The organism is Pseudomonas sp. 58 R 12, from assembly GCF_900005865.1.
GTDB lineage: Bacteria > Pseudomonadota > Gammaproteobacteria > Pseudomonadales > Pseudomonadaceae > Aquipseudomonas > Aquipseudomonas tritici.
The window spans coordinates 209,938-235,417 of the sequence record NZ_CVTP01000017.1 but is presented as its reverse complement, the minus strand read 5'-3'; the positions used below and the strand labels follow the sequence as shown (position 1 = coordinate 235,417).

21 protein-coding genes and 3 tRNA genes are annotated in these 25,480 nt (G+C 59.4%); 12 read left to right on the top strand and 12 right to left on the bottom strand.

The window, feature by feature from the left end; translation table 11 throughout:
* Positions 1–10 precede the first annotated feature (10 nt).
* The 5 genes from groL to BFP95_RS13940 all read right to left on the bottom strand — a co-directional run bounded on the left by groL (position 11) and on the right by BFP95_RS13940 (position 4,649).
* Positions 11–1,657 (bottom strand): chaperonin GroEL, encoded by a 1,647-nt coding sequence (gene groL / locus BFP95_RS13960; RefSeq protein WP_049711696.1) that lies wholly within the window; start codon positions 1,655–1,657, stop codon positions 11–13.
* A gap of 50 nt (positions 1,658–1,707) precedes the next feature.
* The gene (gene groES / locus BFP95_RS13955) at positions 1,708–2,004 is read right to left on the bottom strand and encodes a co-chaperone GroES (RefSeq protein WP_003175874.1); all 297 of its coding nucleotides are present in this window, start codon (positions 2,002–2,004) and stop codon (positions 1,708–1,710) included.
* A 246-nt stretch (positions 2,005–2,250) separates the two neighbouring features.
* Positions 2,251–2,727: an FxsA family protein gene (locus tag BFP95_RS13950; RefSeq protein ID WP_016971150.1), complete on the bottom strand. Its 477-nt coding sequence runs from the start codon at positions 2,725–2,727 to the stop codon at positions 2,251–2,253.
* Between the two features lie 66 nt (positions 2,728–2,793).
* Positions 2,794–3,525, bottom strand: coding sequence for a HugZ family pyridoxamine 5'-phosphate oxidase (locus BFP95_RS13945; RefSeq protein WP_065910319.1), 732 nt, complete (start codon positions 3,523–3,525; stop codon positions 2,794–2,796).
* Between the two features lie 116 nt (positions 3,526–3,641).
* Entirely contained in the window at positions 3,642–4,649 is a 1,008-nt protein-coding gene (locus tag BFP95_RS13940) for a DUF481 domain-containing protein (RefSeq protein ID WP_065889950.1), read from the bottom strand.
* A 141-nt stretch (positions 4,650–4,790) separates the two neighbouring features.
* On the opposite strand from BFP95_RS13940, the gene BFP95_RS13935 reads away from it, so the two are divergent.
* The 4 genes from BFP95_RS13935 (at position 4,791) to BFP95_RS13920 (ending at position 9,630) form a co-directional block, all read left to right on the top strand.
* Positions 4,791–5,153: an MGMT family protein gene (locus BFP95_RS13935; protein ID WP_065874579.1), complete on the top strand. Its 363-nt coding sequence runs from the start codon at positions 4,791–4,793 to the stop codon at positions 5,151–5,153.
* A gap of 43 nt (positions 5,154–5,196) precedes the next feature.
* The gene (locus BFP95_RS13930; RefSeq protein ID WP_065874578.1) at positions 5,197–6,729 is read left to right on the top strand and encodes an AmpG family muropeptide MFS transporter; all 1,533 of its coding nucleotides are present in this window, start codon (positions 5,197–5,199) and stop codon (positions 6,727–6,729) included.
* Between the two features lie 211 nt (positions 6,730–6,940).
* Entirely contained in the window at positions 6,941–8,656 is a 1,716-nt protein-coding gene (locus BFP95_RS13925; RefSeq protein ID WP_065874577.1) for a proline--tRNA ligase, read from the top strand.
* 20 nt (positions 8,657–8,676) lie between these two features.
* A complete protein-coding gene (locus BFP95_RS13920) occupies positions 8,677–9,630 on the top strand; it encodes a hypothetical protein (RefSeq protein ID WP_065910317.1) in 954 nt (317 codons plus the stop codon).
* A gap of 131 nt (positions 9,631–9,761) precedes the next feature.
* Here the strand turns inward: BFP95_RS13920 and dinB are convergent, their stop codons facing one another.
* Positions 9,762–10,820 carry a DNA polymerase IV gene (gene dinB / locus BFP95_RS13915; protein ID WP_065910315.1) on the bottom strand — a complete coding sequence of 353 codons (1,059 nt, stop codon included), beginning with the start codon at positions 10,818–10,820 and terminating at the stop codon, positions 9,762–9,764.
* Positions 10,821–11,098: 278 nt separating this feature from the next.
* Between dinB and BFP95_RS13910 the strand changes: the two genes are divergently transcribed.
* The 5 genes from BFP95_RS13910 (at position 11,099) to BFP95_RS13890 (ending at position 15,926) form a co-directional block, all read left to right on the top strand.
* A tRNA-Met gene (locus tag BFP95_RS13910) sits at positions 11,099–11,175 on the top strand.
* A gap of 195 nt (positions 11,176–11,370) precedes the next feature.
* Positions 11,371–11,447, top strand: a tRNA-Met gene (locus BFP95_RS13905).
* Positions 11,448–11,642: 195 nt separating this feature from the next.
* Positions 11,643–11,719: transfer RNA gene (locus tag BFP95_RS13900), tRNA-Met, on the top strand.
* A 278-nt stretch (positions 11,720–11,997) separates the two neighbouring features.
* Positions 11,998–14,640, top strand: a complete 2,643-nt coding sequence (gene mprF, locus BFP95_RS13895; protein ID WP_065874575.1) for a bifunctional lysylphosphatidylglycerol flippase/synthetase MprF — start codon at positions 11,998–12,000, stop codon at positions 14,638–14,640.
* Positions 14,640–15,926: a virulence factor family protein gene (locus BFP95_RS13890; protein ID WP_065874574.1), complete on the top strand. Its 1,287-nt coding sequence runs from the start codon at positions 14,640–14,642 to the stop codon at positions 15,924–15,926. Before mprF ends, BFP95_RS13890 begins: the two co-directional genes overlap by 1 nt.
* 138 nt (positions 15,927–16,064) lie before the next feature.
* Here BFP95_RS13890 and recJ read toward each other — a convergent pair whose 3' ends face one another.
* Both recJ and BFP95_RS13880 read right to left on the bottom strand, forming a co-directional pair.
* Positions 16,065–17,774: a single-stranded-DNA-specific exonuclease RecJ gene (recJ, locus tag BFP95_RS13885; RefSeq protein WP_065874573.1), complete on the bottom strand. Its 1,710-nt coding sequence runs from the start codon at positions 17,772–17,774 to the stop codon at positions 16,065–16,067.
* A 156-nt stretch (positions 17,775–17,930) separates the two neighbouring features.
* A complete protein-coding gene (locus BFP95_RS13880) occupies positions 17,931–18,473 on the bottom strand; it encodes a YaeQ family protein (protein ID WP_032890801.1) in 543 nt (180 codons plus the stop codon).
* 148 nt (positions 18,474–18,621) lie between these two features.
* Between BFP95_RS13880 and BFP95_RS13875 the strand changes: the two genes are divergently transcribed.
* Positions 18,622–19,821 (top strand): CaiB/BaiF CoA transferase family protein, encoded by a 1,200-nt coding sequence (locus tag BFP95_RS13875; protein WP_065910313.1) that lies wholly within the window; start codon positions 18,622–18,624, stop codon positions 19,819–19,821.
* Entirely contained in the window at positions 19,821–20,708 is an 888-nt protein-coding gene (locus tag BFP95_RS13870; protein ID WP_065874571.1) for a TIGR02285 family protein, read from the top strand. Before BFP95_RS13875 ends, BFP95_RS13870 begins: the two co-directional genes overlap by 1 nt.
* Positions 20,709–20,878: 170 nt before the next feature.
* Here BFP95_RS13870 and BFP95_RS13865 read toward each other — a convergent pair whose 3' ends face one another.
* Positions 20,879–21,163, bottom strand: coding sequence for a DUF3509 domain-containing protein (locus tag BFP95_RS13865; protein ID WP_065874570.1), 285 nt, complete (start codon positions 21,161–21,163; stop codon positions 20,879–20,881).
* Between the two features lie 314 nt (positions 21,164–21,477).
* Between BFP95_RS13865 and BFP95_RS13860 the strand changes: the two genes are divergently transcribed.
* Positions 21,478–21,699, top strand: a complete 222-nt coding sequence (locus BFP95_RS13860; protein WP_049711681.1) for a hypothetical protein — start codon at positions 21,478–21,480, stop codon at positions 21,697–21,699.
* Positions 21,700–21,779: 80 nt separating this feature from the next.
* Here BFP95_RS13860 and thrC read toward each other — a convergent pair whose 3' ends face one another.
* The 3 genes from thrC to BFP95_RS13845 form a co-directional block, all read right to left on the bottom strand.
* A complete protein-coding gene (gene thrC, locus BFP95_RS13855; RefSeq protein WP_065874568.1) occupies positions 21,780–23,189 on the bottom strand; it encodes a threonine synthase in 1,410 nt (469 codons plus the stop codon).
* Positions 23,190–23,256: 67 nt separating this feature from the next.
* Positions 23,257–24,561: a homoserine dehydrogenase gene (locus tag BFP95_RS13850; RefSeq protein ID WP_049711679.1), complete on the bottom strand. Its 1,305-nt coding sequence runs from the start codon at positions 24,559–24,561 to the stop codon at positions 23,257–23,259.
* A gap of 129 nt (positions 24,562–24,690) precedes the next feature.
* Positions 24,691–25,422, bottom strand: a complete 732-nt coding sequence (locus BFP95_RS13845) for a thioredoxin fold domain-containing protein (protein WP_064053737.1) — start codon at positions 25,420–25,422, stop codon at positions 24,691–24,693.
* Between the last annotated feature and the right edge of the window lie 58 nt (positions 25,423–25,480).

Genomic DNA, 25,480 nt, shown 5'->3' with positions numbered 1-25,480 from the left:
TAAGGCTGGCTTACATCATGCCGCCCATGCCACCCATGCCGCCCATGTCTGGCATACCGCCACCGCCAGCGCCTTCAGCCTTAGGCTTGTCAGCAATGGCAGCTTCGGTGGTCAGGATCAGGCCACCGATGGAGGCAGCAGCTTGCAATGCCGAACGAGTCACCTTGGTAGGGTCCAGGATGCCCATTTCGATCATGTCGCCGTAGACGCCAGTCGCAGCGTTGTAACCGTAGTTACCTTTGCCGTTCTTGACTTCGTTGACCACAACGCTTGGCTCGTCGCCGGAGTTGGCAGCGATCTGGCGCAGCGGTGCTTCAACAGCACGACGCAGCACAGCAATACCGACGTTCTGGTCAGCGTTGTCGCCGGTCAGGTTAGTCAGGGCTTCCAGTGCACGGATCAGCGCAACGCCACCGCCAGGTACCACGCCTTCTTCAACGGCTGCACGGGTTGCGTGCAGGGCGTCTTCAACGCGGGCTTTCTTCTCTTTCATTTCAACTTCGGAACCCGCGCCAACCTTGATCACTGCAACGCCGCCGGACAGCTTGGCCAGACGCTCTTGCAGTTTTTCACGGTCGTAGTCGGACGAAGTCTCGGCAACCTGGGCGCGGATCTGAGTGATGCGCGATTGGATGTCGCCTTCAACGCCAGCACCGTCAACGATGATGGTGTTTTCCTTGGAGATGGTCACGCGCTTGGCACTGCCCAGGTTTTCCAGGGTGGCGCTTTCCAGGCTCAGGCCGATCTCTTCGGAGATAACGGTACCGCCGGTCAGAACAGCGATGTCCTGCAGCATGGCCTTGCGACGGTCGCCGAAGCCTGGAGCCTTGACGGCTGCGACTTTAACGATGCCGCGCATGTTGTTCACAACCAGCGTCGCCAGGGCTTCGCCTTCAACGTCTTCGGAAACGATCAGCAGTGGGCGGCCGGCTTTGGCAACGGCTTCCAGTACTGGCAGCATTTCGCGGATGTTGGAGATCTTCTTGTCGACCAGCAGGATCAGCGGGCTGTCCAGCTCGGCAACCATGGTTTCAGGCTTGTTGACGAAGTACGGGGACAGGTAGCCACGGTCGAACTGCATGCCTTCTACAACCGACAGTTCGTTTTCCAGGCCAGTGCCTTCTTCAACGGTGATCACGCCTTCTTTGCCGACTTTTTCCATGGCTTCGGCAATGATGTCGCCGATGGAGCTGTCGGAGTTGGCAGAGATGGTACCTACCTGGGCAATAGCCTTGGTGTCAGCGCATGGCTTGGACAGGTTTTTCAGCTCAGCAACGATGGCGATGGTCGCCTTGTCGATGCCGCGCTTGAGGTCCATCGGGTTCATGCCGGCAGCGACGGCTTTGTAGCCTTCGTTGACGATTGCCTGAGCCAGAACGGTAGCGGTGGTGGTGCCGTCGCCTGCGTCATCGTTGGCACGGGAGGCAACGTCTTTGACCAGCTGCGCGCCCATGTTTTCGAAACGGTCTTCGAGTTCGATTTCTTTTGCTACCGAAACGCCGTCCTTGGTGATGGTCGGAGCGCCGAAGCTCTTCTCGATGATCACGTTACGGCCTTTAGGGCCCAAGGTCGCTTTTACTGCGTCAGCCAGGATGTTGACACCGGTGAGCATTTTTTTGCGGGCGGAATCGCCGAATTTAACTTCTTTAGCAGCCATGATCGATATTCCTTAAATACTTTGGAGTAACGGGAAAATGAGCGGGGAAATCAGTCTTCCAGAACAGCGAGAATCTCGTTCTCAGCCATAACCAGCAGGTCTTCGCCGTCGACTTTCACAGTGTTGCTGCCGGAGTAAGGACCAAATACAACCTTGTCACCGACTTTAACGGCCAGCGCACGCACGTCACCGTTTTCCAGGGTCTTGCCTGGGCCTGCAGCGACGATCACACCGTGGTTGGCTTTTTCAGCAGCCGAACCTGGCAGAACGATACCGCCAGCGGTTTTCTTTTCTTCTTCGCTGCGACGGATTACGACGCGGTCGTGCAGAGGACGAAGCTTGCTCATTGTCGATCTCTCCTAATTGTGTTTTTCATCGGCCGGTATCAGTACCGGCAGGTTGTATTCCGGCGGTGCCGGTCGCGCCTCGCCAAGCAAGACGCGGAAGTCTGTCTGATGTCACCACCAGAAACCTTGCGGTGACCGTTACATAAGGGCGCATAAGCTTATTACAAGGGCCTCGACGGAAATTTTTTGAGTGTGTCGACGGCTCAAAGCAACACGGCACCCAGAGGTGCCGTGCCAGTGAAGCGGTTATTTGCTGTCGCGGTGTTCGAATTCGCCTTCGATCACATCACCTTCACGCCCCAGTGGCTGGCGCGGAGCCGGACCGCCACGAGGTTGCAGGTCATCGGCGAACGCACGCTGGCGAATCGCCGCCTCTTCGGCACGCTGACGCATCTTGCCGGCAAGCAGCTTGCGAGTGACTGGCAGCAACATCACCAGGCCGACCACATCGCTGATAAATCCCGGCAGGATCAACAGGCCACCGGCCAGGGCCATCATCAGGCCTTCAAGCATGGTCTGTGCGGGCAGCTCGCCACGATTCAGGCTTTCACGGGCACGCAGCGCCGTGGCCAGGCCGGCGACGCGCAGCACCAATACGCCGAGCATCGAGCCGAGAATGATCAACAGCAGGGCCGGGAAAAACCCGATCGCACTGCTGACTTGAACGAATACGAACAGCTCCAACACCGGGAACAGCAGAAAGAGCAATAAAAAAGGGCGCATCAAATGGTTCCTCAACGCAAGAATGCCTTGCCAGTCCACCTTAGATGACGTCGCCATTTCGTGAATTCAAGCGTCAGCGGCGTCTTTTTTCGGCCAGACGTCAGCGTGCGCCAATGAAACCAGGGCTTCGCGCACTTGTGTCGGAGTGTTGCAAGGCTCTGCGAACGGTAACCAATATAAGGATTGGCCGATACGCAGGTGCATGCCTTCGCTGTCGATACCGGCCAACTGCGCAGGCTCGGAAGTCGGCAAACCGGCCAAGTCGACGTAGTGGGCAATGGCTTTGGTGTGATCGCTGTTCATGTGTTCGATCATGCTGCGCTCAGCCGCACCCGCGAACGGGTTGGCCAGGGTCAACTGGTCGACCCAGTGAATCGCCCCAAAGCCGCCGATGTAACGGTGGCGCACCGGCTTGAGCACCCAGAAGTCGAAGTCGTGGGCTTGGTGGTAGTTGGCCGAATCGGGGAAGTAGCGGTAATAACGCTCGGCCGCTGCCTCGATGGCAGCGCCCTCCTGGAGTTTTACGGCCTCAGCGAGGTAGGTGAGGCGCCCGACGGCCTGCACGTCATCCGCCTCACGCTCACCTACCAGCAACGAACACTTTGGGTCTTTTTGCAGGTTGTGGGTGTGCTGGGCAATACGGCTGATGAGGATCAGCGGACGGCCCTGCTCGTCCAGGCAATACGGCACGACCGAACCAAAAGGGAAACCCGGCATGGCTTTGGACTGTGTGGCGAGAGCCCCACGGTATTCCTTGAGCAACAGCTCTCGGGCGTTCTTGGCAACCTGTGCGCTCAACGTTGACTCCTCGGGTATTCAGCCGCCCATGACTTATGGGAATGGATCTCAACACAAGGTAATCAATCTACGCGCCGGTTGCCAGAGCCCCCCCTGCCGGGATTTGTCGAAGGGTGTTACCAGGCCACGCCGAACCCTGCGGTGTAGCGGGTTTTGCTCAGGCTGCTTTCCGAGTCGCCACTGATGACGTCGCGTTCAGCCTTGAGGTTGAGCGAAGCCCACTCGGTGACTTTGTAGCGCAGGCCCATTTCCGCATCCAGGGAGTATTCCGCTGGGCCATCGATAGGTTTGCCCAATTCGCCATTCGTGAAGAATTCAACGGTCTTGCCCACCAGGTAGCGGTTGTAGTTCCACTTCATGGCCAGGGAATAGAAGTTGTCCTTGCCGCCTTCGGCGTATTCGTAATCGGTGCGGTTGACGAGCGACCCCAGGGAGAATGCCCCCAGCTCATCATCCCAGAACTGGTAGCCAGGGCCGGTACCGACGGTACGCTGGCGAGCCAGGTCTTCAACCTTGTCACGCTTGTAAGTCAAGCGTCCCTGCCAGAACCAATGCTCGGTCAGGAAGCGGTCCAGGTCATATTCCAACGCCCAGTTGTCGGTGGTGGTCACGTCGTCCTGGAACTCGCGGTTGTACTCGCCCTGCCCGGTGTGGCGCCATTGGCCATGCCGCGCGGTGGTCTTGAAGTCGATGTCATAGTCGTTGGTATCTTTTTCGGCGCGCTTGTAGTCCAGAGCCATGTCGACATTGCCCTTCCACACCAAGTCTTCGATCACAGGCTTGGGCTTGAGGATCTGCTGAATGCTTGCCAGCTCGACGGTCTTTGGCGCCTCGCCATTGGCCAGCACCACTTTGCCTTCATCCGCCGGTTTCAGGGACTTGGCCTTTTCGCCGGTGTAGGCATCTTGCTTGACCAGCAGCTCCTGGTCGCTTTCCAGGGTTTTCACCTGTTTCCAGTCCACAGGAATGGCGCCCGCGTAATCGGTCTGGATCAGCAACTTGCCACCGTCGAAGACCTTGATCTTGCCAGTCAGACGGTCACCGTTCTTCAACCAGACGGTATCGGCCAGCAAGGGCGTGGAGGCGCTGAAAACAGCGAGGCACAACAGGGTTCTGGACAACATAAGCGGATTCGGGGCTCGAGGTTGGCGAAAAGAGGGCATTATCGTGATAGATACGACTGACTCAAGGATTTATATTCAGTTCAATCCTCGATGCCATGGTTACAGACGTTTCTTACAATAAGTCAGCCGATCTCAACGGATATGCGCACAGTGAATCAACCCGCCGAGCCCCCGCAAAGCCCTGCCGAAATGCGCCGCACTGCGCTGTACCTGACCCTGGCGCAAGTGCCCGCAGGGTGCGTGGTCAGCTACGGCGAGCTGGCTCACCTGGCTGGGCTGGGGCGTGCGGCGCGCTGGGTAGGCCGCACCCTGAGTCAACTGCCTGCAGACACCAAACTTCCCTGGCATCGCGTGCTGGGTGCCGGTGGTCGGATAAGTCTGCCGGTGGGCAGTGCCTCGGGTGACGAGCAACGCGCGCGTTTGCGCGATGAAGGCATCACGGTCCGCAACAATCGCGTGGATATTCAGCGCCATGGCTGGCGCCCGGTAGAGCACAGCGGTTAGAGTGCGCGCTTTGTTTCCGCAAACCTGAGGCAGACTCCAGCCCATGCCCCGTAAAACCTGGCGCGCCGCGCTCGCTGCCTATGCCAGCCCCTCGACGTTAGTGCTGTTGTTGCTCGGCTTTGCCGCCGGCTTGCCTTACATGTTGGTGTTCTCGACGCTGTCGGTGTGGTTGCGTGAGGCCGGTGTGGCCCGCGAGACCATCGGCTATGCAAGCCTGATTGGTTTGGCCTATGCCTTTAAATGGGTCTGGTCGCCGCTGCTCGACCAATGGCGCCTGCCGTTGCTCGGTAAACTCGGGCGACGCCGGTCCTGGCTGGTCCTTGCCCAGTCGCTGGTGATCCTCGGATTGATCGGCATGGGCTTTTGCGACCCGCAGAAACATTTGTCCTGGCTGATCGCTATCGCCGTCGTCGTGGCCTTCGCGTCCGCCACCCAGGATATTGCGGTCGACGCCTACCGTCTGGAAATCGCCGATGACAGCCGCCAGGCCGCGTTGGCCGCCAGCTATATGTCCGGCTATCGCATCGCCGCCCTGCTCGCCACGGCAGGTGCACTGTTTTTTGCTGAAGGTTTCGGCTCCACCGGTTTCAACTATAAACACTCGGCCTGGACCGGCACCTATGTGCTGTTCGGCGTATTGATGGTTCCTGCGTTGCTGACCACGCTGTTCATGCGCGAACCCAATGTGCCACTGCGCACCCAGCTGCAGGCCGGGCGCTACAGTTTCGTGCATCAACTGGTCTCGGTATTTGTGCTGATCGTATTGCTGGTGTCGGTGCCGGCGATGTTCACCCAGCTGTTCAACACTGATTTCGCAAGCGTGCTGTTCCACGGCATGAGCCTGTGGGACCTGCTGATGGATGACCGTGCGTTCCTGCGCGCCATTCTCTATATCACGCTCACCGCACTGTGCCTCTCGGCCATGGGTCGCCGGGGCCTGGCGCCGGTGTTGACGCCGGTCAACGACTTCATCCTGCGCTATCGCTGGCAAGCATTACTGCTGCTGGGGCTGATCGCCACCTATCGCATGTCTGACACCGTGATGGGCGTGATGGCCAACGTGTTCTACATCGACCAAGGCTTTACCAAGGACCAGATCGCCGGGGTCAGCAAGATCTTCGGCCTGATCATGACCCTGGTCGGCGCCGGCATGGGCGGCCTGCTGATTGTGCGCTTCGGTATCCTGCCAATCCTGTTCATCGGCGGCGTGTTCTCTGCCGGCACCAACCTGCTGTTCGTGGCGCTCGCCGACATGGGCCCGGACCTGCAGATGCTGATTTTCACGATTTCCCTGGATAACTTCAGCTCGGGCATGGCCACATCGGCGTTTGTGGCCTATTTGTCGAGCCTGACCAACCTCAAGTTCTCCGCCACCCAATACGCGCTGCTCAGCTCGATCATGCTGTTGCTGCCGCGCCTGATCGGCGGGTATTCGGGGGTAATGGTGGAGAAGTTCGGCTACCATAATTTCTTCCTGATCACCTGCATGCTGGGTGTACCGACACTGCTGCTGATTGCACTGCATTGGTATCAGGAGAATCGGCGGATTCGGTTGAATCCCCCGGTAGACGACTGATACACCTCGATCTATGTGGGAGCTGGCTTGCCTGCGATGATGTCGCCTCGGTGCTACAGATACACCGCGTCGCCTGAATCGCAGGCAAGCCAGCTCCCACACAAGCACGGTTCCGACAGAAACACCCCGCAACCTGATGCCTGTACTCCGGCGGCAACCGCCCGTACAATCCAGCGTCATTTCAAGTCCAAGCAACCGACAACGGCCTACCATGCGCACCAGTCAATATTTGCTCGCCACACAGAAAGAAACGCCTTCCGATGCGGTCGTGATCAGCCATCAGCTGATGCTGCGCGCCGGCATGATCCGCAAACTGGCCTCGGGCCTGTACACCTGGCTGCCCATGGGCTTGAAGGTGATGCGCAAGGTCGAAGCCATCGTTCGTGAAGAAATGAACGCTGCCGGCTCTCTGGAAGTGTTGATGCCGAGCACCCAACCGGCTGAACTGTGGCAGGAATCCGGGCGCTGGGAAGAGTACGGCCCTGAGTTGCTGCGCTTCAAGGACCGTCATGGCCGCGATTTCTGCGCCGGCCCGACCCATGAAGAAGTGATCACCGACCTGATGCGCAACGAGCTGAGCAGCTATAAACAGCTGCCGCTGAACCTGTATCAGATCCAGACCAAATTCCGTGATGAAATCCGCCCACGCTTCGGCTTGATGCGCGGCCGTGAATTCATTATGAAGGACGCGTATTCGTTCCACGCCGACCAGGCTTCCCTGCAGGTCACTTACGACCGCATGCACCAGGCCTATTGCAACGTGTTCACGCGCCTGGGCCTGAAATTCCGTCCGGTAGAAGCGGACAACGGTTCCATCGGTGGTGCCGGCTCCCACGAATTCCACGTACTGGCCGAATCCGGCGAAGACGATATCGTGTTCAGCAACGGTTCCGACTACGCAGCAAACATCGAGAAAGCCGAAGCCGTGCCACGGGAAACGTCCCGCCCTGCACCGGCCGAAGAGCTGCGCTTGGTAGACACGCCAGAGACCAAGACCATCGCGGCCCTGGTGGAAAAATTCAATCTGCCGATTGAAAAGACCATCAAGACCCTGATCGTGCGCGCCGAAGAAGAAGGCAAGCTGATCGCCCTGGTGATCCGTGGCGACCACGAACTCAACGAAATCAAAGCCGCCCAGCAACCTGGCGTGGCCAACCCACTGGTCATGGCCAGTGATGCCGAACTGCGCGACGCCATTGGCGCTGGTGCTGGTTCCCTGGGCCCACTGAACCTGCCGTTGCCAATTATCATCGACCGTTCGGTCGAGCTGATGAGCGACTTCGGTATTGGCGCGAACATCGACGACAAGCATTACTTCGGTGTGAACTGGGAGCGTGACCTGCCGGTTCCGACCGTGGCCGACCTGCGTAATGTGGTCGCTGGTGACCCGAGCCCGGATGGCAAAGGTACCCTGGAGATCAAGCGCGGCATCGAAGTCGGGCACATCTTCCAGCTGGGCAATAAGTACAGCAAGGCCATGAAGTGCGAAGTGCTGGGCGAGAACGGCAAGCCGATCACCCTGGAAATGGGCTGCTACGGCATTGGCGTTTCGCGCGTGGTTGCAGCTGCCATCGAGCAGAACAACGACGAGAAAGGCATCATCTGGAGTGACGCCCTGGCGCCGTTCCAGGTCGCCCTGGTACCGCTGCGCTATGAAACCGAGCAAGTACGCGAAGCCACCGACAAACTGTATGCCGAACTGACGGCCGCCGGTTTTGAAGTGTTGCTGGATGACCGGGACAAGAAAACCAGCCCGGGCATCAAGTTCGCCGACATGGAACTGATTGGCATCCCACACCGGATCGTGGTCAGTGACCGCGGCCTGGCGGATGGCAATCTGGAATACAAGAGCCGGACCGAAGCCGAAGCCCAACCGTTGCCGGTGGCTGACGTGCTGTCTTTCCTTCAGGCGCGTATTCGTCGCTGAAAACCAGATCAAGAGAAGTCATGTTCAAGCGAAACACCAGAGCCCTGGGGGGCGCCGCCTTGTGCGGCGCCTTGCTGGTCAGCGGCTGCGCCAACCAGATGTCGCAACGCAGTGAGCACGAGGAGCGGGTCGAGCGTAAGTTGCTCGACCACAGCCTGCAGATCGATGTAGGCGACCCCAAAGTGCTGGAGCTGCCGCAACGCCGAGTGCGCATTCACGAGCAAAAGACCTTCGAGGTCACCGAGTTCGAAGTCACCCGTCGTTACGACCGCTACACCCCCTACCAACCCTGGCGCGAACTCTATGAAGTGCCTTTGGGCACGGTCGCCTTGGTGGCGGGTGCGGGGGCTAACGTGGCGAATATCTTCGCCCTCGGCAACCTGCCTACCAGCATGACCCACGAATGGCTGACCTACGGCGTAGACGGCCTCAACCCGTTCATGAACGTACAATCCCATGGCCGTGCGCAACAGAACCTGGCCGGTATCGATGAAGTCCAGCGCGACAAGCGCGTGGAGTATTCGAGCCTGCCCTGGAGCGAACGCCCGGTGCAGGTTACTGCGGGCAAGCAAGTGCACGAGTTGACCACCGACCGCAACGGCGTCTTGCGCCTGAACCTGTTGGACAGCCCGTTTGCCGAGCAGGACCTTAACCGCGTCACGACCTTGAAGATCAGCGTGGAAGATGGCCAGGACGACGTGCATTCGGACTCGACACTGGCGATCAGCAGCACGCTGCGCGGCAAGTTGCTGGAAGCCCACGGCCTGATCTACGACGATCTGGAAGACGATGAAGTCAGCCAGTGGGTCCACCGGGTCAAGCGTCTGTCAGAGCTGGGCCTGGAAGAAGAAGCCAGCGAACTGGAACAAAGCCTGATCGAACTGACCCGCAATGATCCCGAGTTGCAGCAGGAATTCCTGCAGGCGCTGACCAAGGATGCGGGGCGTCTCGTTGCCGATCCAGGCGCACGCTGAGACTCCACAAATGTCGCAGATCTAAATGTGGGAGCGGGCTTGCTCGCGAATACGGAGTGCCAGTCACCAGATGTATTGACTGATCTACCGCATTCGCGAGCAAGCCCGCTCCCACATTTGGTTTTGGGTTACTACCAGGAGAACTCGAGTTGTTCGTTGCCGTTGCTTAAATCCATCAACCGCACCCCAATCCCCAACAACCGCACCGGCTTCCCACCCCGGTTAAACGCCTGCGTCAGCAGCTGTTGATAACCCTCCAAATCCCGCCCTGCCCCTGCCTGCTCCAGTGTCGTCTGGGTAAAGTCATGAAACTTCACTTTAACGAACGGCTTGCCCGCCCGATAACTGCTGTCGATTCGCGCCATACGCCCGGCCAGGGTTTCCATCAGTTCGGGAAGCTTTGCCAGGCAGCTTGAAAGATCCGGCAGGTCCACATCGTAGGTATTTTCCACACTGATGGATTGCCGACGGCTATCGTTGTGCACTGCGCGGTCATCAACCCCACGCGCCAGGCTCCACAGTCGCTCGCCAAAGCTGCCAAATTCCCGCACCAGCGCCAGCTTGTTCCACTCACGCAGTTGCAGGCAGTCTTCAATTCCCAGGCGCGCCAGTTTGTCTGCCGTGACTTTACCCACGCCGTGCAATTTGCTCACACGCAACTGCGAGACAAAGTCTTCGACCTGGTCCGGGGTAATCACAAACAACCCATTGGGTTTCTTCCAGTCGCTGGCGATCTTGGCCAGGAATTTATTCGGCGCGACACCGGCAGACACGGTGATATGCAACTGGTTGGAGACGCGGCGGCGAATGTCCTGGGCGATGCGCGTGGCACTGCCGCCGAAATGCGTACAGTCAGACACGTCCAGATAGGCTTCATCCAGCGACAGCGGTTCGATCAGGTCGGTGTAGTCGCGAAAGATCGTCTGGATTTCCTTCGACGCTTCCTTATAGGCGTCCATGCGCGGCTTGACGATGGTCAGGTCCGGGCAAAGCTTCAACGCGTGGCGTGACGACATGGCCGAGCGCACGCCATAGGCCCGCGCCTCATAGTTGCAGGTAGCGATCACCCCGCGCCGGTCAGCCGAGCCACCCACCGCCAGCGGGTTTTGCGCAAGGCTCGGGTCATCGCGCATCTCGATGGCGGCGTAGAAGCAATCACAGTCAACGTGGATGATTTTGCGCTGCGTCATATAAACAGGGTGTGAAACTACGGGTGGCCAGTATCGCACTCACACCTGTATATAGCACCAGTAGTTTGATTCTTCCGTTTGAACGGTAGGAAAATTCGTAGATGAATTTATTTTCTCAATCGAATTTGGCATTCCGATAGAGCCGAAACCCTTGGCCAGACTGGCTTCCAGCGCATCCACGTACAGCGATGGAGAGCTAACCGATTGAACCACAAGCGCTTTTCTTCAGAACACGGGTTGACACACTCGCGATCCTCTGTAGAATGCCGACACACAGACGCGGGATGGAGCAGTCTGGTAGCTCGTCGGGCTCATAACCCGAAGGTCGTCGGTTCAAATCCGGCTCCCGCAACCAAACATCAAAAAAGGCTACTCGAAAGAGTGGCCTTTTTTGTGCCTGTCAGTTTTTTGATTGTCGGACAAAAATTCAAGCCTATCGCACACTTATCGTACTTGGCGGCGGCTCAGTGGATTAATTCACACTTATTTGACCGATACATCCATTAACGGTTGACACCCCGCCGCTGGGCTGTAGAATGCCGCCCACAGACGCGGGATGGAGCAGTCTGGTAGCTCGTCGGGCTCATAACCCGAAGGTCGTCGGTTCAAATCCGGCTCCCGCAACCAAACATCAAAAAAGGCTACTCGAAAGAGTGGCCTTTTTTGTGCCTGTCAGTTTTTTGATTGTCGGACAAAAATTCAAGCCTATCGCACACTTATCGTACTTGGCGGCGGCTCAGTGGATTAATTCACACTTATTTGACCGATACATCCATTAACGGTTGACACCCCGCCGCTGGGCTGTAGAATGCCGCCCACAGACGCGGGATGGAGCAGTCTGGTAGCTCGTCGGGCTCATAACCCGAAGGTCGTCGGTTCAAATCCGGCTCCCGCAACCAAACATCAAAAAAGGCTACTCGAAAGAGTGGCCTTTTTTGTATCCGGTGAAAAAGTTCTTCTGAAACAATGGCATGGCATCTTTCATGAAACCGTACACGGTTTGTAGAGTCCATCTCATTGCGAGCTATGCTCAATGCTCAGTGCTCCCCTCTACGACCAATGGCCGCTGTCGCCGCCCCCGGTGATACGCGTTAATATTTGTAATTATTTTGTCCATAGGGATTGGTAACTTGGCTGGATACCTCCATCCTGTCGCGCACAATCCACGAGGTGATTGATGCGCGCCAACTCGTCTGAACCACAAGACACTGTTACAGCAGAACAACCGATCCCTCCCGCTCGTTTGCGTTGGCTGGATCTGGTGAGCAAATACCGGCAACCCATCGGGCTGGCCGTCACACTATTGCTGTTCGCCATCGCGTTGATCGCCTGCCGACACCTGCTGCTGGAACTGGATCTTTACGCCCTCCACGATTCGATCCTGGAAGTGCCCAGGCCCGCCCTGCTCGGTGCGTTTGCCGCAGGTGTCGCCGGCTTCGTCATTCTATTAGGCTACGAATTTTCCGGCGCGCGCTACGCGGGCGTACAACTGCCCGCCAAGACCCTGGCCTTGGGCGGCTTTACCGCGTTTGCCATCGGCAATGCGATTGGCCTGTCCATGCTCTCGGGCGGTTCGGTGCGTTATCGTTTATATGCGCGCCATGGCATCGGGGCTTCAGAAGTGGCGCACATGACCGTGTTCGCCAGCCTGGCCCTGGGCTGCGCCCTGCCGCCGCTGGCGGCACTGGCCACCTTGAGTAACTTGCCGGCGGCCTCCACTTATTTGCATCTGTCGCAAGGGTTGCTGGGCGGCATTGCCGGCGCCGTGTTGCTGTTGTCGGCCGCGCTGTGCATCGGCATTTATCGCCGTCGCCTGCCGGAGCAACCCTACCCGGATAACCTGCTGGTAAAAGCTGGCCGCCGTACCCTGCGTCTGCCGGGCCGGCGTTTGACCTTCCTGCAACTGATCATCACCGCACTGGACGTCGCCGCCGCTGCCACCGTCCTTTATCTGTTGTTGCCGGAAGCGCCGCCCTTCGGCCCCTTCCTGTTGGTGTACCTGCTGGCCCTGGCAGCCGGCGTACTCAGTCATGTACCGGGCGGGGTTGGCGTATTCGAAGCGATTCTGCTCGCCGCCTTCGCCGACAAACTGGGCGCCGCGCCATTGGCCGCGGCCCTGCTGCTGTACCGCATGATCTACGTGGTGCTGCCGCTGTTGATTGCCTGTGTGTTCCTGCTGGTCAACGAAGCGCAGCGTCTGTTCCAGACCCAGCAAAGCCTGCGGGTCGCCTCGGGGCTGGCAGCGCCAGTACTGGCCGTACTGGTTTTTTTGTCCGGCGTGGTCCTGCTGTTTTCTGGCGCCACGCCCGAAATCGACTCACGCCTGGAAAACATCGGCTTCCTGATTCCCCACCGCCTGATTGACGCCTCGCACTTTGGCGCCAGCCTGATCGGCGTGCTGTGCCTGTTGCTGGCCCAGGGCCTGCGTCGACGCTTGTCAGCCGCCTGGATGCTGACCATGGTGCTGCTGCTGACCGGTGCGTTGCTCTCGCTGCTCAAGGGTTTCGACTGGGAAGAAGCCAGCTTGATGACCATGACCGCGATCCTGCTGGCGATTTTCCGACGCTCGTTCTACCGCGCCAGCCGCCTCACCGAGCTGCCCTTCTCGCCGCTGTACCTGGTGGCAAGCGTGTGCGTGCTGGGGGCTTCGATCTGGCTGCTGCTGTTCGCTTATCAAGACGTGCCGTACAGCCACCAGTTGTGGTGGCAGTTCACCCTGGACGCCAACGCGCCCCGTGGTTTGCGCTCGCTGTTGGGCGCCGCCGTCCTGCTGGTGATCGTGTCCCTGACCTGGCTGTTACGCACCGCGCGCCCGGTGATCCACCTGCCGACGCCCGACGAGCTCGAGCGCGCCAGCAAGATCCTGATGGCCTCGTCCCAACCCGACGGCGGCCTGGCGCTCACCGGCGACAAGGCGCTGCTGTTCCATCCCAATGATGAAGCTTTCCTCATGTACGCCCGTCGCGGGCGCAGCCTGGTAGCCTTGTACGACCCGATCGGCCCGACCCAGCCACGCGCCGAGATGATCTGGCAGTTCCGCGACCTGTGCGACATCCATCACGCGCGCCCAGTGTTCTATCAAGTGCGCGCAGAGAACCTGCCGTACTACATGGACATCGGCCTTACCGCGATCAAACTGGGTGAAGAAGCCCGCGTCGACCTGAAACGCTTTGACCTGGAAGCCAAGGGCAAAGAGATGAAGGACCTGCGCTATACCTGGAACCGTGGCACCCGCGACGGCCTGTCCCTGGAGATCTTTGAACCGGGCACGGCACCGATGGACGCGCTCAAAGTGATCTCGGATGCCTGGCTGACCGGCAAGAACGTACGGGAAAAAGGCTTTTCCCTGGGACGCTTCAGCGACGACTACCTCAAGCACTTTCGCATCGCGATCATTCGCTTCGAAGGGAACCCGGTGGCCTTCGCCAACTTGCTCGAGACCTACAACCACGATCTGGCCAGTCTCGACCTGATGCGCGCCCACCCTGACGCACCCAAGCTGACCATGGAGTTCATGATGGTCGGCCTGATTCAACATTATAAGAGTCACGGCTACGCCCGCTTCAGCCTCGGCATGGTGCCGTTGTCAGGCCTGCAGCCACGCCGCGGCGCGCCGTTGACCCAACGCCTGGGTTCGATGGTGTTCCGCCGTGGCGAGCAACTGTATAACTTCCAAGGTTTGCGCCGCTTCAAAGACAAGTTCCAGCCTGACTGGGAACCCCGTTACATGGCCGTGCCTGCAGGACTTGATCCGCTGGTGGCACTGGCCGATACCGCCGCCCTGATCGCGGGCGGCTTGACTGGATTGGTGAAACGCTGATGATTCGACGTTCCTGGCGGTATGTATTGGCCTCTGTAGTGCTGCTCGCCTTGATCGCAGGCGGCGGCTTTTGGTACTGGAACCGCCCTGCCCCGCAGCCGACCCTGGAGCAACTGCCCCAGGCCGATGGCTCGGTGATGACCCGCGTGACGCCCAATGGCACGCCGAAAGCCCGTGTGGCCGTGGCCGTAATGGCCGACGAAATCCTGACCGACAGCCAACTGATCGCTCTGAGCCAGGGCGGCAAGGCGCAGATTGTTCAGGTGATCTTGCCCAAGGATGACTGCAAGCTGCAGGAACAAGCGCTGCAAAGCGCCCTGGGCCAGCTCAAGGGCCCGGCCACTCTGGTCAGTGGCATCGGCCCAGGCGCAGCCCTCGCCTGGCGCTGGCTGGCGACCCAGAATGACGACAAGGCCAATGCCATCTCCGTCGGCTTCGCTTTGGTGCAGGAAGGTTGCAAGGACCCACTGCCGAAAACCGCCGCGCACGGCAATTGGTTGGTGGCCTGGAACGACAACCCTGACGATGAAAGCGCCAGTTTCGTACGCGATACACCGCGCGCCACCACCAGCATCAGCGACTACGACATTCACTACCCGCAAGTGCTGAACAACGAGCTGCGCAAGCAACTGGTGGGCTCGGACAACGGCGGTCTGGCGATTCCGGTGGTTGAAGTGCCGGCCGGTCAGGCAAAGGACACCGTCACCCTGTTCCTCTCCGGTGATGGCGGCTGGCGTGACCTGGACCGCGACGTGGCCGGCGAAATGGCCAAGATCGGCTACCCCGTCGTCGGCATCGACACCCTGCGCTACTACTGGCAGCACAAGACCCCGGAACAAAGCGCCAAGGACCTCACCGAGCTGATGCAACACTACCGTCAGAAGTGGGGCACCAAGCGCTTCGTACTGACCGGTTATTCATTCGGTGCCGATGTATTGCCGGCCATCTACAACCGTATGCCGGAAAACGAACAGCAGCGGGTCGATGCGATTATCTTGCTGGCTTTCGCACGCACCGGCAGCTTTGAAATCGAAGTGGAAGGTTGGCTGGGTAACGCCGGTAAAGAGGCCGCTACGGGCCCGGAAATGGCCAAGCTGCCGCCGGAGAAAGTGGTGTGCATCTACGGTGCGGAAGAAGTCGATGAGAGCGGCTGCACAGACAAGACTGCCGTGGGTGAAGCGCTGAAGCTGCCAGGTGGGCATCACTTCGATGAGAACTACCCGGCGCTGGCCAAGCGCTTGGTGGATATCATTGTGAAGCACCAGGCCAAGGATAAAGCCGAGTAACTTCAGGCTGTACACGGATTAAAAATGTGGGAGCGGGCTTGCTCGCGAAAGCGGTAGATCAGTCACATCATCTTTGACTAACACACCGCATTCGCGAGCAAGCCCGCTCCCACATTGGATTTATAGTGCTGCTGAAATCTAGCGCGGTTCGATGTGCGCAATCATCAACTGCACGGTTTCATTCCCACGAAACTCGTTCACATCCAGCTTGTAGGCCAACTCCACCCAACGCACGGTCGGGTTAGGCCAGACCTCACGGTCGACCCCAAACGCAATGCCATCGAGTTTCACCGAGCCGCATTCGCTCTTGAGCACCACTTTCAGGTGCCGCTCCCCCACGACACGCTGCTCCACTAACTGAAACACGCCATGGAACAACGGCTCGGGAAAGTGTTGCCCCCACGGGCCGGCATGCCGTAAGGCCCGCGCCAGCTCCAGGTGAAACTCTTCTACCGCCAGGGTACCGTCGGTCAACAACCTGCCGGTCAGGTCTTCCTCACACAGTTGCCGGCGCACTTCAGCATCAAATGCTTCGGCAAACAGTGGGAAATTCGACTCGGGCAATGTCAGCCCCGCCGCCATGGCGTGGCCGCCGTATTTGGCGATCAGGTTGGGATGCTGGCTTGCGACCACTGCCAGGGCATCACGGATGTGAAAACCCTGCACGGAGCGCCCTGAGCCCTTGAGCAGGCCGTCACCGGCGTCTGCAAAGGCGATGGTCGGGCGGAAGTAACGCTCTTTCATGCGCGACGCGAGAATCCCGATCACGCCTTGGTGCCACTCCGGGTCGAACAGGCACAAGCCGTAAGGCATCGACTCCACCGGCAAATCTTTCAATTGGGCCAGGGCCTCGCGCTGCATGCCTTGCTCGATGGATTTGCGGTCCTGGTTCATGCCGTCCAGTTGCGCCGCCATTTCCCGTGCGGCGGCGAAGTCGCTGGTGAGCAGGCATTCGATACCCAGGCTCATATCATCCAGGCGCCCAGCGGCGTTCAGGCGCGGCCCGAGGATAAAGCCCAGGTCGGTCGAGGTGATGCGTGCAGCGTCGCGCTTGGCCACCTCCAGGATCGCCTTGATCCCCGGCCGTGCGCGACCTGCACGGATACGCTCAAGGCCCTGATGCACCAGGATGCGGTTGTTGGCATCCAGGGGCACCACGTCGGCAACGCTGCCCAGCGCGACCAGGTCGAGCAGCTCGCCGATGTTCGGCTGCGGCGTGTTCTCGTACCACCCCAAACTGCGCAGGCGCGCACGCAAGGCCATCAGCACATAAAAGATCACGCCCACGCCGGCCAGGGCCTTGCTCGGGAACTCACAGCCCGGCTGGTTCGGGTTGACGATGGCATCCGCAGCCGGCAATTCGTCGCCGGGCAAATGGTGGTCGGTCACCAGCACCTTCAACCCCGCGGCTTTGGCGGCTGCCACGCCTTCGACACTGGAGATGCCGTTGTCCACGGTGATCAGCAACTGCGGTTCGCGCTGCAGGGCCACGGCGACGATTTCCGGGGTCAGGCCGTAGCCGTATTCGAAACGGTTGGGCACCAGATAGTCGACATGCGCCGCTCCGAGCAAACGCAGGCCCAAGGTACCCACGGTGCTGGCAGTGGCGCCATCCGCGTCGAAGTCACCGACGATCAGGATGCGCTGGCGTTGCTCCAGCGCCGTCACCAGCAAGTCCACGGCCGCGTCGATGCCCTTGAGGTGCTGGTAAGGGATCAACCGCGCCAGGCTTTTATCCAGTTCGGCTTCCGACTGCACCCCGCGTGCGGCGTAGAGACGGGTCAACAGCGGTGGCAAATCTCCGAGGAACGGCAGGATAGCGGGCAATGGGCGAGGATCGATACGCATGGGGTGACGGAGACTTCTCTGCAATACAACGGTTAAACAGGAATTTTGAAAACAACACACTTCAAATGTGGGAGATGGCTTGCCTGCGATGGGATCACCACGGGGTGACTGTTACACCGAGGCGCCTGCATCGCAGGCAAGCCAGCTCCCACATTATCAGCCGCGTTCGCCGACCAGCCATTGCAGTTGCACTTCATGCTGGCCACGGTCGTCGGTGACGAAGATCGTGCCTTCGCTGATCATCACGTCCCACTTGATAACACGGGGCATGTCTTTGGCCAGTACTTCGAGGATTTCCTGGGGCACGGCGGCGATGTGTACGTTTTTCAGGTTATTCGCCACCGGCACCACCTTGCCTTCCCATACACGCAGGCTGCCGTAGGCCAGCAGGCTGGTACGTTCGGTGCGGCGCGAGCACCAGGTCAAGCGGTCGGCATCGGGCTGGCCGACTTCGATCCAGTGCAAAACCCGATCATCCAGGCTTTTTTCCCACAGGGCTGGCTCGTCTACATCTGACAGCCCACGACCGAACGCCAGTTGCTCGTTGTAAAACAGGGCGTAGGCCAACAGACGCACGGTCATGCGCTCTTCGGTTTCCGAAGGGTGGCGGGCGATGGTCTGTTTGACGCTCTCGTACACCGAACGATCGAGGTCAGTAAGGTTGAGTTCGAATTTGTAGGTCGTGGACGGCTGGGCCATGAACGGACTTCTAGAGACAGGGAAAGGCGGCCAGTCTAACCGATGGCGGGGTCATTCAACGAATCCTGCGCTGCATCATCCTTATCCCTGGGCCGCCCGCCTATGTTAAAAGGCATCACACCACCGCCCTGCGCAGACAAGGATCCTCATGTCGTTTAATGCCAAACCGCTTGCCGGCCTGAAAGTTATCGAACTCGGCACCCTGATCGCCGGCCCGTTCGCCTCACGTATCTGCGCCGAATTCGGCGCCGAGGTGATCAAGGTCGAATCGCCGGACGGCGGCGACCCGCTGCGCAAGTGGCGCAAGCTGTACGAGGGCACGTCGTTGTGGTGGTTTGTGCAGGCGCGCAATAAGCAGTCGCTGACGCTGAACCTCAAGCACCCGGACGGCCTGGCCATCCTCAAGCAGTTGCTGGCGGACGCCGATATCCTGATCGAGAACTTCCGCCCCGGCGTGCTGGAGAAGCTCGGCCTGAACTGGGAAACACTGCACGCACTCAACCCCAAGCTGGTGATGGTGCGTCTCTCCGGCTTTGGCCAGACCGGCCCGATGAAAGACCAGCCTGGGTTTGGCGCGGTGGGCGAATCCATGGGCGGCCTGCGCTATATCACCGGCTTCGAAGACCGCCCACCGGTGCGCACCGGCATTTCCATCGGCGACTCGATTGCTGCGCTGTGGGCGGTGATCGGCGCGCTGATGGCGCTGCGTCATCGTGAAGTCAACGGCGGCGTGGGCCAGGTGGTCGATGTAGCGCTGTATGAAGCCATCTTCGCGATGATGGAAAGCATGATCCCGGAGTTCGATGTGTTCGGCTTTATTCGCGAACGCACCGGCAACATCATGCCCGGTATTACGCCGTCCTCGATCCACACCAGCGCGGACGGCAAGCATGTACAGATTGGCGCCAACGGCGATGCGATCTTCAAGCGCTTTATGTCGGCTATTGGCCGTGAAGATTTGGCCAACGATCCTGAGTTAACCAGCAATGACGGACGCGATGACCGCCGTTATGAGCTGTATGGCGTCATTGATCGCTGGGTGAATTCGCTGCCACTGGATGAAGTGGTCGCAATATTGAATAAAGCCGAAGTGCCTGCCAGTCGAATCTACAGTGCCGAGGACATGCTCGGCGATCCGCAATTCCTCGCCCGGGAGATGTTCCTCAAGGCCCAGCTTCCCGACGGCAAGGACTTCAAGATGCCCGGCATCGTGCCCAAGTTGTCGGACACGCCAGGCAGCTGCGAATGGGTCGGGCCGCAGCTGGGTGAACATAACAACGTGCTACTCAATAAACTGGGATACGACAGCGCGGCCATTACTCGCTTGCGTGAGGATGGCGCGATTTGATGGTTTACCATGCTCGGCGCCGGCTACTGCAACTCTGTCTTGTCTGCGCGATAGCGAGCGAATGGCCGCTGTCCGCCCACGCAGAAGAAACACTGACCTGGCTGCTGCGCGACTTACCACCGGTCACCATCTTTGAGGGGCCGCAGAAGGGCCAAGGGGTATTGGACAAGTTATTGCCCATACTCAGCGAGCGCCTGCCGGAGTATCGGCACCAGGTGATGCACGTCAATCGTGCCCGGGGTATTCAGATGCTGCGCGACCCCACTGTCCTGACGTGCGACCCGTCGCTGCTGTGGACGGAGGAACGAGCCAAGTACGTTGTATTTTCCGCCCAGGCATTCGTCTCGGTGAGTAATGGGGTGACCCTGCGACGCATCCAGCAGGAAGAACTGGCCCCCTTTATTGGTGAGGGCCAATTCGACCTGCACGCTTTTCTTGGCTCCCATAGAGCACGTATAGGCGCAACCGCCGAACGTAGCTACGGCCCGCTGATCGATGAACAGCTCAAGGGTGCCGACCCTCACACACTGGCACTCCATTACGGCAATGACGCCCTGGGCAGCCTGCTGCAAATGCAGCGCCTGGGCCGGCTGGAAGCCGTTCTGGGTTACGCGCCGGAGATCCGCTATCACGCCATGCAACAAGGCATTGCCCCTGAAGACCTGATGTTCTACCCCATCAAGGGCTCAGCGCCGTACCAGCATACGCATATCGGTTGCTCGGCCACGCCTGAAGGTCGCCTGGCCATACAGCGAATTGACCAGGCCTTGCGCGAGATCCCACAGGCACAGCTACAGCAAGCCTACGCCGAGTGGCTGGACCCGGTCATGCGCGAACACTATCTGCAGGACAACCCGAGCTTTTTCCTGGATTCACCTGAACCCTGACAAATCGCAGGCAAAAAGAAACCCCGAAGCATGGGGAGACACTTCGGGGTTAAACGTGGCCTACAAAGACCAGTACAGCAAGGCACAAACACCGGAGCACAATGCCTGCTCTTGCTGTTACGAACTCTGACCGGCCACCTTGTAGGAAGTTTCCACATTTAAACAATTCTTCATGCAACGGCAGCGCCACGGGTCTGGGCGGCGTTGCGCATGGCCGCAATGACTGAGGGTTCCACGCGCCCCTCGGCAATCTTGATGTCGCGCAACAGGCAATCCACTACATCCACCAGCACGCGCTTATCCATCAATTGCGCGCGATCGACTTCACGCTCGACCACGATAGCGCCAGCAGGATGCTTCACCGTCACCAGGCACTCGCCCTGCACACCAGAGGTGGTCAGCGTAACCTGATAAGGGCTCAGTGCTTCTTCGAGCAATAGGCTGATACTTTCCATCTCGATCACCACTCAATAGTTCGGGAACAATCGTTTCAACGGGAGCTGCATCTATCCTAAGTGACTGTTTGTGACGTAGGAAAGTTCGCTTTATCGTCTTTATGGGGCCGTCAGGGGGTGACGGATTCCAGCATGCGCTTGCAACATGACAACGAAAAAACGGCCGCACATAACTGCTTACGCAATGGGTGGCTGATTTGGGGGTTGCCGGGGGCTGAGGCTGGTGGTGAATCCTATACTCGTTGAGCGCAGGTCACGCTGCTACCCAGGTAAAAGCGCATGTCAAAAGGCCCTTATTGCGAAGGATGAAGATGATGGCGGAACACAATGAACAGCAAACATCGACAGACAGAATGCACGCCGAGGTCTCACGTATTTTTGCTGAAATCGCACGTATGAACGCAGAGCAGAACAAACTCAACAAAGAATCCCTGAAGATAACCTGTGAGACTTTCTGGTACCCGGTGGGTATCGCGACAGGGTTCTATGCCGCCGTAGGCACCGTCATAGTCGTCGCGCAGAAACTATTCTCGTAACACTAGACCGGGCCTGCCAGAAACAAAAACGCCGCTGACCCAAGGAAGGGAAAGCGGCGTTTTTGCCTGCACGGTTTGCCTTACAACGGCTTACCACGATTGCCATGCTGGCTGACAAACGCCTGCACAGCCTTCAGGTCATTGGCCAATACGGTGCAACGCTCTTCGCGCTTGAACAGGTCAGCCAAGTGCACCGGCAATTCCAGCGCCTTGCCAACGCCGGCCTTCTCCACCGCTTCCGGGAATTTCACCGGGTGCGCGGTGCCCAGGATCACCATCGGGATATCCAGGCTGCGACGGCATTCGCGGGCGGCCTTCACACCAATGGCAGTGTGCGGGTCGAGCAGCTCGCCGGTCTGGGCATAGACTTCTGCGATGGTTTCGCAGGTCTGCGCATCGTCCACAGCCAGGGAGTCGAAGAGCTTGCGGGTTTCGGTCCAGCGCTCTTCGTCAACGCTGAAACCGCCGCCGCTCTTGAAGGTGTCCATCAAGCCCGCGATGGCCGCACCGTTGCGACCGTGCATGTCGAACAGCAGGCGCTCGAAGTTCGAAGAAACCATGATGTCCATCGACGGCGACAGCGTGGCGTGCAGGGTTTCCTTGACGTACTGGTTGCCGCTCATGAAGCGGTGCAGGATGTCGTTGCGATTGGTGGCGACGATCAACTGGTTGATCGGCAGGCCCATGTTGCGTGCCAGGTAACCGGCAAAAATGTCGCCGAAGTTGCCGGTCGGCACCGAGAACGACACCGAACGCGCCGGGCCGCCCAACTGCAGGGAGGCGTGGAAGTAGTAGACGATCTGGGCCATGATCCGCGCCCAGTTGATCGAGTTCACTGCCACCAGACGCGTGCCTTTCAGGAAGCTCTGGTCAGCAAAGCTGTTCTTGACCATTTCCTGGCAGTCATCGAAGTTGCCTTCAATGGCGATGTTGTGGATGTTCTCACCAAAAATGGTGGTCATCTGGCGACGCTGCACTTCCGACACGCGCTTGTGCGGGTGCAGGATGAAGATGTCGACGTTTTCGCAGTGTTTGCAGCCTTCAATGGCGGCCGAGCCGGTATCACCGGAGGTAGCGCCGATGATCACCACGCGTTCGCCGCGCTTCTCCAATACGTAATCGAGCAGACGACCCAGCAATTGCAGGGCAAAGTCTTTGAACGCCAGCGTTGGGCCGTGGAACAGCTCCAGCACCCATTCGTTGCCGTTCAATTGACGCAACGGGGCGATGGCGCTGTGGGAAAACACGCCGTACGTCTCTTCCAGAATCTTCTTAAAGTCCGCATCCGGAATGCTGCCGGTGACAAACGGGCGCATCACCCGGAAGGCCAATTCGTGGTACGGCAGGCCGGCCCAGGAAGCGATTTCTTCCTGGGTGAAGCATGGCAGGTTTTCCGGCACGTACAGGCCACCGTCAGTGGCAAGACCTGCCAGCAAAACGTCTTCGAAATTCAGGGCCGGTGCCTGGCCGCGGGTGCTGATGTAGCGCATGACTGGCTCCTCTAAAACATTCTTGACCAGAGGCCGCCGACTGCACGGGGCCCCCGGAACATATCGGTTAGTTCAAGTGCTCAACGCGGATCCGGACTACCGGGCCAACCACGCCTTGCAAGGCTTCGAGGGCGGCGATCGCGTCGTTCATGTGCTGTTCGAGCACCCGGTGGGTCAGCAGGATCATCGGCACCTGGCCGTTTTGCTCCTCGACTTCCTTCTGCATGATCGACTCGATGTTGATCCCGCGCTCCGACAGGATGCTGGCGACCTGGGCCAACACGCCCGGATGGTCCTGGGCCTGGATACGCAGGTAGTAGGCACTTTCGCAGGCTTCGATCGGCAAGATCGGGTGGGCCGACAGCGAGTCCGGCTGGAACGCCAGGTGCGGCACGCGGTTCTCCGGGTCGCTGGTCATGGCGCGGACCACGTCCACCAGGTCGGCGATCACCGACGAAGCCGTTGGCTCCATGCCGGCGCCGGCGCCGTAGAACAGGGTCGAACCGGCGGCGTCACCGTTGACCATCACAGCGTTCATCACGCCATTGACGTTGGCGATCAAGCGGTCGGCCGGGATCAGCGTCGGGTGCACACGCAGCTCGATACCGGCCGGCGTGCTGCGCGCTACGCCCAGGTGCTTGATGCGGTAGCCCAGGGCTTCGGCGTAGTTCACGTCAGCAGTGGTCAGCTTGGTGATGCCTTCGGTGTAGGCCTTGTCGAACTGCAGCGGGATACCAAAGGCGATGGACGCCAGGATGGTCAGCTTGTGTGCTGCGTCGATACCTTCCACATCAAAGGTCGGGTCGGCTTCGGCGTAACCCAGGGCCTGGGCTTCGGCCAGCACGTCTTCGAAGGTACGGCCCTTCTCGCGCATTTCGGTGAGGATGAAGTTACCGGTGCCGTTGATGATGCCGGCGACCCAATTGATGCGGTTGGCGGACAGGCCTTCACGGATCGCCTTGATCACCGGGATGCCACCGGCCACAGCGGCTTCGAACGCAACGATCACGCCCTTTTCACGCGCCTTGGCGAAGATCTCGTTGCCGTGCACGGCGATCAGCGCCTTGTTGGCGGTGACCACGTGCTTGCCGTTCTCGATGGCCTTGAGCACCAGCTCGCGGGCCACGGTGTAGCCGCCGACCAGCTCGATGACGATATCGATTTCAGGGTTGGTGGCAACGGCGAAGACATCGTTGGTAATCGCAATACCGGTCGTTTCGAACTGAGGCTTCGGCGAACGCGTGGCAATTTGCGCCACTTCAATCCCACGGCCTGCGCGGCGGGAAATTTCCTCAGCGTTACGCTGAAGTACGTTAAAGGTGCCGCCACCGACGGTCCCTAACCCACAGATGCCTACTTTGACCGGTTTCACTGAAGAACTCCCCATGAAACGGCCGACGCGAGGTCGGCCGTGGAAAACAGCCGCATAACTGCGGCTTTCAATTAATGGCCCGCCGACTTATCCACGGGCCATGATCGTCAAAGGTTCGACGATGCTGGTTTATTTGGCACTCAGCGCCAGTTTGGCAACTTGTGGCGCCGGCTGGTAGCCCGGAATCACTTGGCCGTCAGCCAAAACGATGGCCGGTGTACCGTTCACGCCAATGGACTGGCCCAGCGCGAACTGCTTGGAAACCGGGTTGGCGCACTTGGCGGCCTTGATTTCCTTGCCATCGACCATCTTGTCCATGGCCGCTTTTTTGTCGGCCGAGCACCATACGGCTTGCAACTGCTCGTCACCCGGCGAACCCAGGCCCTGGCGCGGGAACGCTACGTAGCGCACTTCCACGCCCAGCTTGTTCAGCGCAGGCACTTCAGCGTGCAACTTGTGGCAGTACGGGCACGTGGTGTCGGTGAACACCGTGATGTGGGTCTTGGTCTCGCCGATCGCCGGGTAGACCACGGTTTCAGCCACAGGGATGCCATTGATCAGCTTGGACACGCCCAGGCGCTCGGCTTTCTCGGTCAGGTTGACCGGTTTGCCGTCCTTCAATTGGAACAGGTAACCCTGGACGATGTACTGGCCGTCGGCACTGGCGTACAGCACGCGGCTGCCCTTGAGCTTGACTTCGTACAGGCCGGCCATCGGGCTGGCACTGATACTTTCGATCGGGGTGTCGAGCTGCAGGTTGGCCAGGCTCTTGCGGATGGTCTGCTCGGCGGCGTCGTCGGCGACAACAAAGGTGGAAACCAACGCAATGGCTGCGGCGGCAATAATCTGGGTCAAGCGCATGGGAACTCCTGAAGGCAGATGCAGGGACGGGGGCAAGACATGGGTCTGTTAATACAGG